Origin of the sequence: Edaphosphingomonas laterariae, assembly GCF_900188165.1 — a bacterium.
GTDB lineage: Bacteria > Pseudomonadota > Alphaproteobacteria > Sphingomonadales > Sphingomonadaceae > Sphingomonas_E > Sphingomonas_E laterariae.
In genome coordinates, this window is sequence record NZ_FZOS01000021.1 from 1 (window position 1) to 14,336 (window position 14,336).

Annotated in this window: 11 protein-coding genes; 4 read left to right on the forward strand and 7 right to left on the reverse strand. The window is 61.4% G+C overall.

Going from position 1 to position 14,336, the window contains the following annotated elements:
• Window positions 1–130 precede the first annotated feature (130 nt).
• Together CHB74_RS21665 and CHB74_RS22650 are read right to left on the reverse strand one after the other, a co-directional pair.
• Window positions 131–274, reverse strand: a complete 144-nt coding sequence (locus tag CHB74_RS21665) for a lmo0937 family membrane protein (protein WP_144033818.1) — start codon at window positions 272–274, stop codon at window positions 131–133.
• A 129-nt stretch (window positions 275–403) separates the two neighbouring features.
• Window positions 404–529 carry a hypothetical protein gene (locus CHB74_RS22650; protein WP_281253554.1) on the reverse strand — a complete coding sequence of 42 codons (126 nt, stop codon included), beginning with the start codon at window positions 527–529 and terminating at the stop codon, window positions 404–406.
• Between the two features lie 82 nt (window positions 530–611).
• Here CHB74_RS22650 and CHB74_RS15560 point away from each other — a divergent pair, with 82 nt between their 5' ends.
• A complete protein-coding gene (locus tag CHB74_RS15560) occupies window positions 612–2,483 on the forward strand; it encodes an AsmA family protein (protein WP_089220562.1) in 1,872 nt (623 codons plus the stop codon).
• Window positions 2,484–2,511: 28 nt separating this feature from the next.
• Here CHB74_RS15560 and CHB74_RS15565 read toward each other — a convergent pair whose 3' ends face one another.
• Together CHB74_RS15565 and CHB74_RS15570 are read right to left on the reverse strand one after the other, a co-directional pair.
• A complete protein-coding gene (locus CHB74_RS15565) occupies window positions 2,512–5,049 on the reverse strand; it encodes an HWE histidine kinase domain-containing protein (protein ID WP_089220563.1) in 2,538 nt (845 codons plus the stop codon).
• Complete coding sequence (locus tag CHB74_RS15570) at window positions 5,042–5,518, reverse strand: biliverdin-producing heme oxygenase (protein WP_089220564.1); 477 nt, start codon at window positions 5,516–5,518, stop codon at window positions 5,042–5,044. The genes CHB74_RS15565 and CHB74_RS15570 overlap by 8 nt, the downstream gene beginning before the upstream one ends.
• 335 nt (window positions 5,519–5,853) lie before the next feature.
• Here CHB74_RS15570 and CHB74_RS15575 point away from each other — a divergent pair, with 335 nt between their 5' ends.
• Window positions 5,854–6,858, forward strand: coding sequence for a ligase-associated DNA damage response exonuclease (locus CHB74_RS15575; protein WP_089220606.1), 1,005 nt, complete (start codon window positions 5,854–5,856; stop codon window positions 6,856–6,858).
• 2 nt (window positions 6,859–6,860) lie between these two features.
• The gene (locus CHB74_RS15580) at window positions 6,861–8,474 is read left to right on the forward strand and encodes a cisplatin damage response ATP-dependent DNA ligase (protein WP_089220565.1); all 1,614 of its coding nucleotides are present in this window, start codon (window positions 6,861–6,863) and stop codon (window positions 8,472–8,474) included.
• Here the strand turns inward: CHB74_RS15580 and CHB74_RS21670 are convergent.
• The 3 genes from CHB74_RS21670 to CHB74_RS15590 all read right to left on the reverse strand — a co-directional run bounded on the left by CHB74_RS21670 (window position 8,431) and on the right by CHB74_RS15590 (window position 12,592).
• The gene (locus tag CHB74_RS21670) at window positions 8,431–8,772 is read right to left on the reverse strand and encodes a hypothetical protein (protein ID WP_144033813.1); all 342 of its coding nucleotides are present in this window, start codon (window positions 8,770–8,772) and stop codon (window positions 8,431–8,433) included. The genes CHB74_RS15580 and CHB74_RS21670 overlap by 44 nt on opposite strands.
• A gap of 159 nt (window positions 8,773–8,931) precedes the next feature.
• Window positions 8,932–11,229: a TonB-dependent receptor gene (locus CHB74_RS15585; RefSeq protein WP_179220865.1), complete on the reverse strand. Its 2,298-nt coding sequence runs from the start codon at window positions 11,227–11,229 to the stop codon at window positions 8,932–8,934.
• A 208-nt stretch (window positions 11,230–11,437) separates the two neighbouring features.
• On the reverse strand, window positions 11,438–12,592 hold the full coding sequence (locus tag CHB74_RS15590) for a hypothetical protein (RefSeq protein WP_089220567.1): 1,155 nt from the start codon (window positions 12,590–12,592) through the stop codon (window positions 11,438–11,440).
• A 98-nt stretch (window positions 12,593–12,690) separates the two neighbouring features.
• Here CHB74_RS15590 and CHB74_RS15595 point away from each other — a divergent pair, with 98 nt between their 5' ends.
• Window positions 12,691–13,959 (forward strand): sulfotransferase family protein, encoded by a 1,269-nt coding sequence (locus CHB74_RS15595; RefSeq protein ID WP_089220568.1) that lies wholly within the window; start codon window positions 12,691–12,693, stop codon window positions 13,957–13,959.
• Window positions 13,960–14,336: the final 377 nt, after the last annotated feature.

Sequence of the window (14,336 nt, forward strand, 5' to 3'; positions counted from 1 at the left end):
CTGAAGCCGAAGAGCAATACTACGCCATGCTCGACGACACACCCATGGCCGCGTAACTTAAACCCCGGAGCCTCCGGCAAACCCGGTGCGGTTCACACTCCGATCCTGTTCCATTCTTCACAACATCAAATTACAACCTTCGACCGGTAAAGAGATGATAGAGCCCAACAATGACGGCAATTACCAGCAATAGGTGAATAATACCCCCACCTACATGGAATACAAATCCCAAAAGCCAGAGAACAACAAGAATGGCTACAATTGTCCAAAGCACTGCAATCTCCAGAACGCTTGACATCGGCACGATCAGAACGATGGGACCACACACTGGTTCCCTCTGGGGTTCTGTCGGAGTTTTTACCCCGGCGCTCATTCCGTTGAACCCATTTCAAGGTTTCTAGGCCTAGCCGCCATTCTGCTGGGACGTACCCACAATGGCCAGGGTTTTGGCGATCCCCTTGCCATCCTGCCGGTGGCCCAACACCGAAATGCCAGTTCTGCGCAGATCGATATAAGTCTGGTCACTCATGTGCGGCTCTGGCCAGGCACTCATATGCTTGAAACGACCATGAGCGAGGGAACCATGCGGGGGATTTGCTCGTCCCCATGTCATGCACACCCGATCCTCGCGCCATTGGGCGATCCTGATTGCCATCGGCGCGACGATCGTCCTCTGCCTTGCACTACTTCTTGCGGCGACCTTTCCCTTCGCGCTGGCCAAGGGCCCCATCGAGCGATCGCTGTCCCGGCAGTTGGGAACAAGCGTGCATATCGGGGCCATTGCACGCGAGGATCGCTTCTCGTTGAGCCCCGTCCTGCGCATCATGGATGTTCGCGCTGCGCAGCCCGAATGGGCGGGACGAGGCGATCTCGCCACGATCGGCGAGTTGCGGCTGCGCCTCAAGCTGCCGTCGCTCCTCGCCGGTCGCACCGAAGCCGCCATTCTTTCGGCCCGCGCCATCAGACTCAATCTGGTACGCAACGCAGATGGCCGAACGAACTGGGCCGGCCCGGGCGACGGCTCCCGCGGTGGCAGCCCGCTGACAACGATCGGCCGCATCGATGACGCGACGATCCAGTATGTCGACGCCCGACAGCGGCGCGAGATGACGCTCGATCTACGCGTCGATCCACAGCGAGGATTGATCGCGAAGGGGCGTGGCATTGTCGATGGATCGCCCGTCGACATCCGGGTCGGCAGCGGCCCGTTGCTGGCCGAACGCAGGTGGCCGTTCGACGCCACTATAGAGGGACCAGCATTGACGATGCGTGCGACAGGAGCAATGGCCGCGCCGTTCCGCACCGACAACATGGCCTTTCGTCTTGTCGCGCGCGCCGACGATCTGAAGCGGATCGACCGGATCATCGAAGCGGGGTTGTTCGGCACCCGCGCGGTCAACCTCTCCGCCGCCGTGACGCGCAAGCCCGATAGTTGGATCGTGGACAATCTGCAAGGCTCGATCGGGTCCAGCCAGCTTTCCGGCAGTGTCACCGTGAACAAGCGGAACGGCCGAACCTTACTGGCTGGCAAAGCCCATTTCCGTCGGCTCGATTTCGAGGATCTGGCCAGCGAACGCGGCAATGCCGAGGCGCTGGCGCTTGAACGGACACAAGGCGTCAAGCTGGTGCCCAATACCCGGATCAACATCTCCAAGATCGACAAGACCGACGGACGCATCCACGTCAGCGTCGATCGGCTCGTGGGCGGGAGGCGCCCCACATCGCTGACCGATCTCGCGGCCACGCTCGATCTGAGAAACCGACGCCTGATCGTCCACCCGCTGAAGATTGGCCTGCGGCGGGGTTCGATCACGGGCCGCGCGGAGGTCGACCAACGATCGGGCGAAGCCAAACCCCGGATCACTCTCACGTTGGCGATCGAGAACAGCAGCCTTGCAGCATTGGCCAGCGGAGCCGCCGGTCAGGTGGAAGGCAAGGTTGAAGGCCGCATGCGTTTGACTGGAACGGGCGACACCGTCCGTGAAGCCGTTGGCCATGCGGACGGCAGGATGGGCCTCGTCGTCCATTCGGGGGTACTGCCTTCCAAGCGCGCGGCGCTCCTCGGTTTCGACGTCGGCAAGGCACTGTTCGGCGACGATGACGAGCAGGCGAGTTTGAACTGCGCCGTGCTGAGTGGCGAGATGCGCGGCGGAATGCTGACGCTTCGCCACCTGATCGTCGACACCAGCATCAGCCAGGCTCAAGGGAGCGGGACGATCCGCTTCCCGAGCGAAGAACTGAACGTCCGCCTGACGGGCAAACCCAAGGGTGACGCCGCCGTGCGCGTGCCCGGCAGCGTTCTTGTTCGCGGGTTCATCCGGGCGCCGGATATCGTCGTGCCCCGATCAACAAAATCCGTCGGCAACATCCTGAAAGCCGTCGGCCGCGCGATTGGCGGCGAAGCCGAACCGAAGGCCACCAATGCCGATTGCACTTCATTGCGTGGTGCAACCATCCGATGGGCCTCACCATCGGGGCCGTAAAGTTTGCGCCGCAAGATCGTTGTCCGCGTCAGTTGCTCAACAGGCGCAGCAACTGGGCCATGCCATAGGGCTTGGCGAGCGTTTTGACGCCTTCGAAGCCGAAGTCGTCGATCGCTTCACCATAGCCCGTTGCGAAGGCAAACCTTATGCCCCGCTCCGCCAGCAGGGCAGCGACAGGGGCGCTGGTCTCGGCGCCAAGGTTAAAATCCAGCAGCGCGAAATCGAATTGATGCTCGTCGATGGCCCGCTTGGCATTGGCAACGGTCGATGCCGTGATCACGAGGTCGGCACCCAGATCGCGAAGCGCGTCTTCGCCATCCAGCGCGATGATCATGCTGTCCTCGACAAGCAGCACGCATTGCCCCTTGAGCGGTTGCGGGTTGACGCTTGCCGGGCCCGCCGGGGCGGCCGTGATGGCTTCGGCCGCAACACCGGCCACGTGGCGAGAGGGCACGCAGAAATGCGCCTCAACGCCTGCGAGACGATAGTTGATTTCGGCAAGCCCGCCCAGATCATAGGGGATAGAGCGCTCGATGATCGTGCTGCCAAAGCCGCGGCGGCTCGGCGCCGTAACGGCGGGCCCACCGCGTTCCGTCCAGTCGATCAACAGACTCCCATCCTGATCAAGCGACCATGTGATCACCACCTCGCCGCTGTCGGAAAGCGCACCATATTTGGCGGCGTTAGTCATCATTTCATGGATGACCAGCGCGAGCGTGCTGAATGCCGAGGGCTGGAGCAGCACGTTGACGCCTTCGAGACGAACATGATCGCGACGCAGGCCCGCATAGGCCCCCATCTCTATCTCGATCAGGTCGATGAGGCGCGCCGGCCCCCAGCGATCCGCGGTTATCTGATCATGCGCACGCGCCAGCGCCTGGATACGGCGATCGAGGGTCGCAATGAAGTCCTCCACCGTCAACGCATCGCCCCTCGTCTGGGAAATCAGGCCCCGGATGAGCGACAAAATGTTGCGAACGCGGTGGTTCAGCTCCGCGATCAGAAGTTCCTGCCGCTCATTTGCCCTCGCACGCTCCTTGTCGACATTCTCGGACAGGCGGATCAAAACCTCGATCATGCCCATTCGCAAGGATTCGGCCACGCGCCGCTCGGCGGCCGTGAACGGGTTGCTCGTGCCCTTGACGAGCTCGGACCACGCCTCGAAGCTCTTGCGCGGCGTCAAGCGTGGCCCGTTCGGGCCATATTCGACCTGTTTTTCGGGATTGCCTGCCCAACGCACCGAACGCAGGCGTTCGCTGCGAAACAGCACGACATAGTCGCGCGGGCTGCGTGAAACTGGAATGGCGATGACCCCGGCCGCGATATCCGAATAAGCGGATGCTTCGGGCAACACTGCCTGAAGTGAATCCGTGGCATAAACCTGGCCTGCCGCCACGCGGTTCAGTAGCCCGACGATCGCCGCAAACTGCTCCTCGTTAGGCGCAAGCCCACTCAACGACACGGCTCCGTTCAGATAGACTCCGAACCCGTCCGCCGGAATGGCATCGGCGACCACCTCACCCAGCCACTGGGCATTCTCGAGAAGACTGTTGTCCTGGGCAATCGTTGCCATGAGCCGGTCCGCCGTCATGCGCGCGCGGCTTTCATAATCAGCGGCTTCGCGTCGTTCACGGCTTTCGAGCATGAGCGAGAAGATCTGCCCGAAAAGCTCCGCACCCGTGCGCGCTGCAAAGCTCGGCAGCTTCGGGGAATAATGGTGGCAGGCAAACAGGCCCCATAATTTTCCGCCGACGATGATCGAGATGGACAGCGAGGCCCCCACCCCCATATTCTTCAAATATTCAATATGGATCGGCGACACCGCGCGCAGCACCGACAGCGACTGGTCGAGCGCGACACCGCGCGTATCGAGCTGCGGCACGAGCGCTATGGGCGTCGCGCCGATATCGGCGATGACCCGGAAAATATTACGCAGATAGAGCTTCCTGGCCTGCGCGGGGATATCGCTTGCCGGATAATGCAGGCCGAGGAAGCTCTCGGTGCCGGGCCGCAGCGCCTCGGCAACGACCTCGCCGGAAAGTTGCTCGTCGAAGCGGTAGACCATCACGCGATCGAAACCGGTAATGGCACGAACCTGTCGTGCCCCCTCCCGCAGGAAAGCCGTCATATTGTCGGTCTGATCGAGGCGATTGACCATGGCGCGCACCATCGCCGCAGCCTCCAGCCCATCCTCGACCGCCGGCTCGGCCTCGATGACGAAGAGATCCGAAACCATGTGGACGGCGACGTCGAACGCGCCGCCGTCCGCGGTCAGTTTTTGCGCGAACAGGCGTTCGACGGCATCGGGACCGCGCATGACGGCCAGCCGGTTGCGAATGGCATGCAAGCCGTCCGCCGAGATGAAGTCGGACAGCGGGCGGCCCAGCATATGGTGCGGACCAGCTCCCGTCAGTTCGGCGATATTGGCCGATACTCGATTGACAATCCAATCGGCGGTAACGGCGACGAGATAGCCAAAAGGCTGAATGATGCCGAGCACGTGGATCGGCTCGCGATCGCAATTGGTCAGGTCAACCGCAAAATCGAGTGCATTATCGTCAGCCATGTACGCCAGCCTCCTCGGCAGCATCGGCATAGGCACGGAATACGCTCTTTGCCGCCTTGACGGCAGCGTCCCGCCACTCCCGTCCTTCCGCGGCCTCGTCGAGCCGGGCAAGCAAGTGTCGCCATCCCCCCGCCTCATGGCCCGCTGAGAGATAAGCTTTCGGAAGGCCCTCCTTGACCCGCCTTGACAGTTGAAGCCCACCCAGGCGCGATCCCTCGATCACATATAAGGCTCCCCATTGCGCGGCATCGCTCTCGAAGCAAAAGGATGCGCGCAAGCGGGGCATCGGAATCGCCATGGCCGCCAGATCGTCTTCCAGCGCCTGCCGTCGCCCGCTCCAGCCGGTCAGGAGCTCGGCGCATTCAAGCTCGCGCTCGATGGCAGGCAAAACCCGGGCGTGCGCGGTGAGAAAGCGCCCATAATCGGCGGGGTCGGCAAGGTCGAACCTACCGAAGCTGCGATCGACCATCTCGTGGTCAGGCCGGGTTCGCGTGCGCAATTCCTGATGGAAAGCAGGCAAGCTCCCCTCCCGAATTGATTGATGGGAAGAGCATGTCACCATCGATCGTTTATACGGCTGATCGCCGCCTTGTAAATCATGCGGATAGGTTCACCCAATGATGCCCGACGGCCGACACCGGGTGCCGGCGGTTGAGGAACCATTCCGGCCGGGCTTCGTAACTCGATCAGTTTTATCGGCGCCCGGAGCCCAAGCTTGACGATCGCGCGGCCATCCTTTGCTGTAGTGATGAATTGCCAGGCCGTGCCGAGGGCGCCGCGCCGTGCCAACCGATCCGCACCGCGATGGTGAAGGACTTTTCCTGGCTCCGTGCGGAGCCGCACGGAATTTACATCGTCCCTGCCAGTTGCTGGATTGATCCCGCACAGCCGGTCGACAGCGCGCTCATTACCCATGGCCACGCTGATCATGCGCGCGGCGGGCATGGGACCGTGATGGCGACGCCAGCGACGCTGGCTATCATGGCGCTGCGCTATGGCGATCAAGCGTTGGCCAGGACGATCGAATATGGCGAAAGGCTCAGGCTTCCGGGCGGTGTCGACGCCACATTCCTGCCCGCCGGCCATGTTCTTGGTTCGGCGCAAATTCTGCTCGAACATGCGGGCGAGCGCATCCTCGTCACCGGGGACTATAAGCGGCGGCGGGATCCGACATGCCCTCCCTTCACCGCCGTGCCTTGCGATATCCTCGTGACCGAGGCGACCTTCGCGCTCCCGGTCTTCCGCCATCCGCCGGTGGAGCATGAAATTGCGCGATTGATCGACGCCCGCGCCGCCAATCCAAACCGGTGTCTGCTGCTCGGCGCCTATGCCCTGGGCAAGGCGCAGCGGATCATCGCCGAGTTACGGCTTGCCGGCTATTCCGATCCGATCTGGCTGCACGGCGCGCTGGAGCGGATGTGCCGGCTCTATGAGGCGTTCGGCGCCTCACTCGGTGAACTCCGGCTTGTCTCCGAGGCGCGAAAGGACGATCTCGCCGGCCAGATCGTCTTGTGTCCGCCGGGTTCACTCAACGATCGCTGGAGCCGTCGGCTGCCCGATCCGCTGACCGCCATGGCATCGGGATGGATGCGAGTGCGCCAGCGGGCGCGCCAGCGCAATGTCGAGCTCCCCCTGATCATTTCCGATCATGCCGATTGGGACGAATTGACCGGGACGATCGACGAGATCGACCCGGTGGAGACTTGGATCACCCATGGCCGCGAGGATGCACTGATCCGCTGGTGCGCGTTGCATGGGCGCCGTGCTCGCGCCCTCGCGCTTGCCGGCTATGACGATGAGGACGATTGAGCGTGGAGCGGTTCGCTGGCCTCCTCGATGCGCTCGTCTACACGCGCAGCCGAAACGCCAAGCTCAAGCTGGTGGCCGATTATCTGCGCGACACGCGGGATCCCGATCGCGGCTGGGCGCTGGCGGCATTGACCGAAGCGCTCGACTTTCCGGCGGTCAAGCCATCGACCGTTCGTGCCCTGCTGATGGAGCGTGTGGACCCTGTGCTGTTCCAGCTCTCGCGCGAATATGTCGGCGATACCGCCGAAACGGCGAGCCTATTGTGGCCCGATCCGCCAGCTTTCGGCACGCCGCCAACGGTCGCCGAAGCGGTCGACACGCTGACCCATATGACGCGCCTCAATGCCATGGTGGAACTGGCGGGCCTGCTCGATCGCCTCGACGCGGCGGGGCGCTTTGCCCTGCTCAAGATGGCGACCGGCGCCATGCGCATCGGGATATCCGCGCGCCTGGCCAAGCTCGCCTTCGCACAGGCCTTCGCCGTCAGCATCGACGACGTCGAGGAATATTGGCACGGCCAAATGCCCCCCTATCGCGCGCTTTTCGCCTGGGCTGCCGACGGAGCCGCACCACCTGTTGCCGAGCATGTGCCGCATTTTCGTCCCTTCATGCTGGCGCAACCGTTCGACGGCATGGAAATCACCATGGCCGAATTTGCGGCGGAATGGAAATGGGACGGGATCAGGGTCCAGATCGTCCACGTCGCCAGCGAAGTGGGTGGCGAAACGCGCCTCTATTCCCGCTCCGGCGACGACATCTCCAAAGCCTTTCCGGAAATCGTGAATGCTATGAGGCTGCCCTGTGTACTCGATGGCGAGCTCATGGTCAGGGGCAACCATCAGGGTGGCGCAGAGGGCGGAGCTGCAAGCTTCAATGCGCTCCAACAACGCCTCGGCAGGAAGACGGTCTCTGCCAGGATGCTGGCCGACTATCCGGCCTTCGTCCGTCTTTACGACATGCTATCGAACGGGGCCGACGATCTGCGCCCATTGCGCTGGGAACAGCGGCGGCTGGCCCTGGAGTCATTGGTACCGCGCCTCGACCCGGCCCGGTTCGACATATCAGAGCTTATTCCCGTCGCCACCCTGGCGGAGCTGGCGGCGTTCCGCGAACGCGCGCGCGATGACGAGATTGAAGGCGTCATGCTCAAGCGTCGCGACAGCGCCTACCTGGCCGGGCGTCGCGCTGGTTTGTGGTACAAATGGAAACGCGATCCCCTGCTTGTCGATTGCGTGCTGATGTACGCCCAGCGCGGCAGCGGAAAGCGATCCTCCTTCTATTCCGATTTCACCTTCGGTTGCTGGACGGACGATCCGGACCGGGGCGGCGAACTCTTGCCGGTCGGCAAGGCCTATTTCGGCTTCTCCGACGAGGAACTGAAATGGCTCGACAGCTACGTGCGCCGCCACACCGTGAATCGCTTCGGCCCCGTGCGTGAAACAGACCGCAGCCTTGTCCTGGAAATCGCATTCGATTCCGTTCACGTGAGCAAAAGACACAAATCGGGCGTGGCCATGCGTTTCCCCCGCATCCATCGCATCCGCACCGACAAACCCGCGAATGAGGCAGACCTTATCGCAACGCTGCGCAGCATGATCCGTGATGCACCGCTCTAACACCGGTCAAATCACTCACGGACAGCATCCACCGACTTTCTCGAACAACCCTTCCGCTCTCGGCCAACCCGGCGCAAGGCACCTTGAACCCTGTCATTCTTGGCATCGCATTGATGGTTTCGCGAACTTTGTCGTTCAACAGCAGGTTGGGCGATATCCCGTCTTGATAATATCCACGATTGCTCTCGTTATCGGGCAGGCCACCAAAGCCATGCGGAACGGAATTGACGCGGCGGCACAAGGTCGAAGCGGGTTCCGCCACCGCGACAATGCTTCCCGTGTTCGAATCGATCTCCATTTCACCGCCGGCTTCCGCACAGATTGTTGCGAGGTCTTCGGGGATTGATGAAGGCCTTGTTGTAAGGAGCACGCTTGCGCGGGGTGGGAGATATCTTCCAAGCGACTTGAACGTCTCGCGAAACCGCCGCACGCCCTTCCCCGCCGACACGCGAGCAGATCAAAAGACGAGCTTGGCCTGAACGCCGATCACGCGCGGGCGGTTATAGATCGCGGTGCCAAAACCGAGCGCACCGAAATCGATCGTGCTGACGCGATAGATATCGTTGAGCAGGTTCTCGCCATAAAGCGCGATATCCATGCTTGCGCCTTCGCTCAGCGGAATCTGCGAAAGCGCGATGCGCCCGCTCAACTCATCCCGCCCGCCGCCGGCCAGGTCATCGCGCGCATTCGGCAAGCCAATGGGATCGGACGACAGCGATTCAAAGACACGCTTGCTTTTGTAGCTATAGTCGAGCGCAATCGACCACACGCCCCAATCCGTCGCCGGAAACTGGTAGCGCCCACCAACATGGGTCGACCATTTGGACACATAGCCGAACTTGGCCTCATCCTTCAGATCCTGCCCAAGATACAGGAATTCCTTATATTCGGGGTCGACATAGCTGACGTCGGCGGTGAGCGTCAGCCCCTCGGCAGGCGCGGCGGTGAATTCCACCTCGAAACCCTGATAGACCGCGCTGCCCGCGTTGATCGTATTGCTGACGAAGCCGGCCGTGTCGCTGAAGCCCGGCTGAGTGATCTGAAGATCGTCATATTCCGTGCGGTAGGCAGCGAAATTGGCGCGCAACCGGCGGTCGAACAGTTCCGATTTCAGGCCGATTTCATAGACCTTGGCCTTTTCGGGATTATAGGCCGGGGCATCAAACCCGCGTGGCGAGAAGCCACCCGCGCGGTAGCCGGTGCCAAAGCGGGCGTAGGCCGAAATGTCGGGCGTGAACTTGTAGTTTGCGGTGACGTTGTAGGATGTGTTCTCGAACTTGTCCGCCTGCGCACTCGTGAAAGGCGGCGGCAGGCCGTTCTGATAGACCTGTGTGTCCACGCTTTTCCTGTCTTCGGTATAGCGCAGGCCAACCGTCAGCTCGAGATTGTCGTCAAGGATGGCCGGCGTGTAGCTCGCCTGGCCGAACAAGGCCCAGGATTCCGTCTTTCCCTGATAGGCAAGGCGTCCGGCCCCGGCGACGCCTGCCGTGGGCGAAAGCACGAAGACGTAGGTCTGGGGATTATCCTCGGCATATTTGCCATGATAATAATATGCACCCATCGTATAATTCAGACGAGGCAATGTGCCCAGCACCTGCAGTTCCTGCGTGAACTGCTTCAATTTCTTGGAGCCACCGCCGATATAGGGATCGACCGTCCTCACGGTCGCGCCGACAACATTGCCGTTGGCATCGAAATCGAGCAGCGGCACGTTCATGCCCGACGACGATCCAAAAGGCTGAATCTCGTCGCTCTGCCAGTCGCGATAGCCGGTGATCGACTTGAGATTGATGGCGTCCGAGAAGGCATATGCCAGTGTTAACGCGTGGTTATAGCTGTCATTATGCGCGCGCGGCACATCCGGGGCGTTGACCGTCTTCAGCCTGTCGGCGGAAAAGCGCAGCGGATCGCCACCGAGCGCCTCGGACTGGCCGAAGAACGCGCCATAAGCGTCGCTCACAATCGCGAACTGGTTGTGCGGGCCGATATCACGGCGCAGCACCATGTCGAACGTGTAGTCCAGGGCGAAATCGCCGATCTCGCCATGGAGGGCCGCGCGCAACGCGTTCGCCTCGGTCGCACCGGGATCGCGATTGTCGGGGCGGGTGATGTCGTCCACATAGCCGTCGCGCTTGCGATATTGATAGGAAAGCGAAGCCCGCCAACCCGGCGCCAGTTCGCCGGTATCGACGCGGGCGCGGCCGACAAATTCGTCATGGGTCGCATAGCTCATCACCGCTTCGACGCCGAATTCCGTGCCGGGCCGGCGCGTGACGATATTGATCGCACCGCCCGTCGTGTTGCGGCCGAACAAGGTGCCCTGCGGACCGCGCAACACTTCCACCCGATCCAGATCGAGCGTGTCGAACTGGCCGTAGGAAAGCGCATTCACATAGATGCCGTCGACATAAAGCGACACCGACGGCTCATTGGTCAGGATGGGATCATATGTCGCGATGCCGCGGATCGACACGGCGACACCCTGCGTCGTTCCCGATGGCACCAGTTCGAGGCCGGGCGTGAAGTTGGCGATCTTGCTGACTTCCTGGACGTTCATCGCCTCCAGCTTGGCGCCGGAGAAGGCCGTGATCGAAACCGGCGTATCCTGAAGATTTTCTTCGCGGCGGCGCGCGGTGACGACAATCTCTTCAAGGCCGCCGATTTGCGGTGCCGCTGCGGTCTCCTGCGCGACGACCGGCAGGGCAAGGCCGCTGGTGGCGCAGGTCAAAAAGAGCGTAAGCGAAAACCCTCTCATCGGAACCTCCCCTTTTCGCATCCCCGCCTTAAGCGCAGCGGATGTCGACATGGGCCGATTGCCTAAGCGAATGCGTGCGCGCATCCGTCATCGCGGCCTCTATGCGAAGTGGTGCATCGCGACGGATGCGCGGCTCAAGCCCTTAGGGTTAAGACACGGGCGTTTTCGTCTGGAATAGAAAACTTGGCCCAATGCCTATGCAATCCAATTACATTCGATAGCGAGCGAGCACCGCCTTTTTCCGTGCTTCGATCACCCCGCTACGCTCGTCGCGCGAGATTGAGCCGGCAACGAGATCCGCTAATCTTGTCAATCGCACCTCCGGCACAGGGGTCGCGGCAGCGCGATACCAGCGGAGCAAAATCATGCCGCGCTCCAGCCCGCCCGTGTCGAGCCAGTTCGGCATGCCCGGATCCTGATGCGCAACAATGATGCGGGCGCGGCAACCGCTTTCGGTTACGACCTGGGCGCCATTGAGACTAGACTGGTGCGCAATGTAGTCGAGCGTGCGCGACCAGCGATCTCCGAGGTGTATGCCCCAGTACAGCGCGTCAGGCACGTCAAACTCAAGGATCAGCGCTTCATCCGGCGCGAGCGCGAAGCCGCCGGCGATATAGGCTGCGTTAGGATTGGCAGCATCTTCGTCGCGACCGGTATTGAGCAGGGTGAGCACATTCTCGCCGGACTGGCGGACAACCGACTGACAGAACTGCGGGCCGAACGTCGTCATTGCGAAATCCAGGAAGCGTCGAGCTCGATCAAGACGATCGGCGATGTCGTGGTCAACTGACGTCGCAGCGTTTCCGCCCGAAAGCAGAAGATGCGAGCCGGACTCGGTCCGCCAATCGCAAAAGGCCTCCCGAATGATGATGGTGTTCATGCAGCCAGGTTCCGTACGGATCCAACGCACATGACCCGCTGGCGCCTCTGGTGAGATAACCGCCTCGATTTGATCGTCGCCGGTGATCATCCTGTCGAGATCGTGCGTTTCCAGAAGCTTGATCGCCGGATCGCCAAAGAACCCCGCAATCACCTGCGCCTCGAGAAAGCGGCTGGTGCCACGCAGTCCGGTAAGACGATGCTCCGTCGAACCGTCGACGAATGCATAGCGGTAATAGAAGTCAGGATTGGGCAGCATCCAGTCATAGATGCCCGGTAGGAACACGGTTTGCGTCAGCAGGCGGGGCGTCGCGACTTTGGGAGCAATGACCAGATTGTAGGCCATCGCCTCTGCTTCCAGCATCAAGCGACAGACCATCGCTTCGCCATCGGGAAATTGCGCGCAGTCCAGCTCAAGCAGCCGGGCGCGGATTTCCTCAAGCGCTCGCCTGTAGCGGGCCCAGGCGGTGGTGACATCGCTCATTTTCCGGCTCCTTCGGCAATTTCGGCTCGATCGCCGCATCGCCATGGCGGAGATCAGCCTTATGCTCAGTCGCACAAGCAGATGGTGGGAGAGGTTGCATGACAGAGCTTCTCGTCGATCCAAAGGCCCCATTGCCGCGCCCCGAATGGGTGGACCAGATCAACGCCGAAGGCCGGATGTGGAAAGCCGCTGGAATGCTTTCCGACATGGTTCCGCTGGACAAGGATAGCCTTATTGCTGCCGCGCGGCTGGAAACCGGGCTCTTCGACCTTGGCGACGCCGATTGGGAAGAGCCACTCGACGTGCTGCTTCGTGCACTCGACGAAGAAGCGGAACTGAACCTGATGGGGCGGCTGGCATCGCGCAGCGAGATCATCCTCTTGCTCCGCAATCGGCTGAAGATCACGGAGCTTGTAAGACGTCACCCCGAAATTCGCGAACAGCCCATCGTCGCGCCGATCATCATCACTGGCCTGCCTCGCACTGGCACGTCCATCATGCAGGAACTGCTGAATCTCGACCCGCGCCTGCGAACCCCCCTCTTCTGGGAAACCTATTTCATGGGCGAAGCCGCGGAATCCGGCGGCGACGATCCCTTTCATCGCAAACTGGGCGACGAGATCGCTCGGCAATGGATCAGGATCACGCCGCAGATCGCAACGATGCATGAAACCGCCGGTCACATACCGGCAGAGGATGCGACGCTCTGGAACTTCAGCTTTGTCAGCGACGCCATCATGTCTTTCTATCAGATCCCAAGTTACCATGCCTGGGTAAATCGTGCGGATCCGATGCTGATCTACAAGTATCACCGGCTGGCGCTTCAGGCTCTGCAATGGAAGCAGCCGGGTCGCCGCTGGTTCGGGAAGACGCTCTATCATCTGGGCTGCCTGCCCAAGCTCTTCGAGGCTTATCCCGATGCGCGCGTGATCCACACGCATCGCGATCCGCTGCGCAGCATGGCATCGATCGCAAACCTGCTGCGCACCTTCTATTGGCAGCGCAGCGACCGTGACTTCGACAGCCCAGGATTCGAGGAGATCATGGTCGGCAAGGCCACGGCCGATCGACTCGAACAGGCCATGGCATGGCGTAAAGCTGGAGCCGTCCCCGACGATCATTTCGTCGATTCTCGTTACCAGGATCTCATGGAAGATCCAATCAACGCAATGCGGAAGGTCTATCAGGGAATTGGACTGTCATTCGACGCGGCCGCAGCGAGCCGCGTGACCGATTATCTGGCATATAAGCCCAAGCATAAGCTTGGTACGCACCGATATCGAACCATGTCACCCGACCAGATCGCCCGCAACCGCCCGTATTTCGAACACTACCAAAGGCAGTTCGGCGTGCCGGACGAAATTTGACCGTACAAGTGCGCCCGCGCACCTATCTTTAAGCCAGAACGCCTTGCTGCGGCGGGACACCTGCGAGTTACCAAGCCCACAAGCGACCACAGCGGGCCATATGATCTTCTTAAAAGAGGTCACACTCCCGGCATTCACAAGTCTCGGGAGCAATCCATTGTTTGCGGCGTTAACACGAGTGGCGGACTGGGGATATCCAGGATCTTCCAGTCCGCTACCGCATCGAACATCAAAGCACGGTCCTCCGCCATTCGGGTGCGCAATCCGAGCCTGGAGAACGGCGCCCGGATCCTGGAAATTGTTGGGCCAGGGCCGGCCGAGGGCAAATCTGGCAGACAGCAACAAGGCGCCGCCCATGGAGCGACGCCTTGCATTGA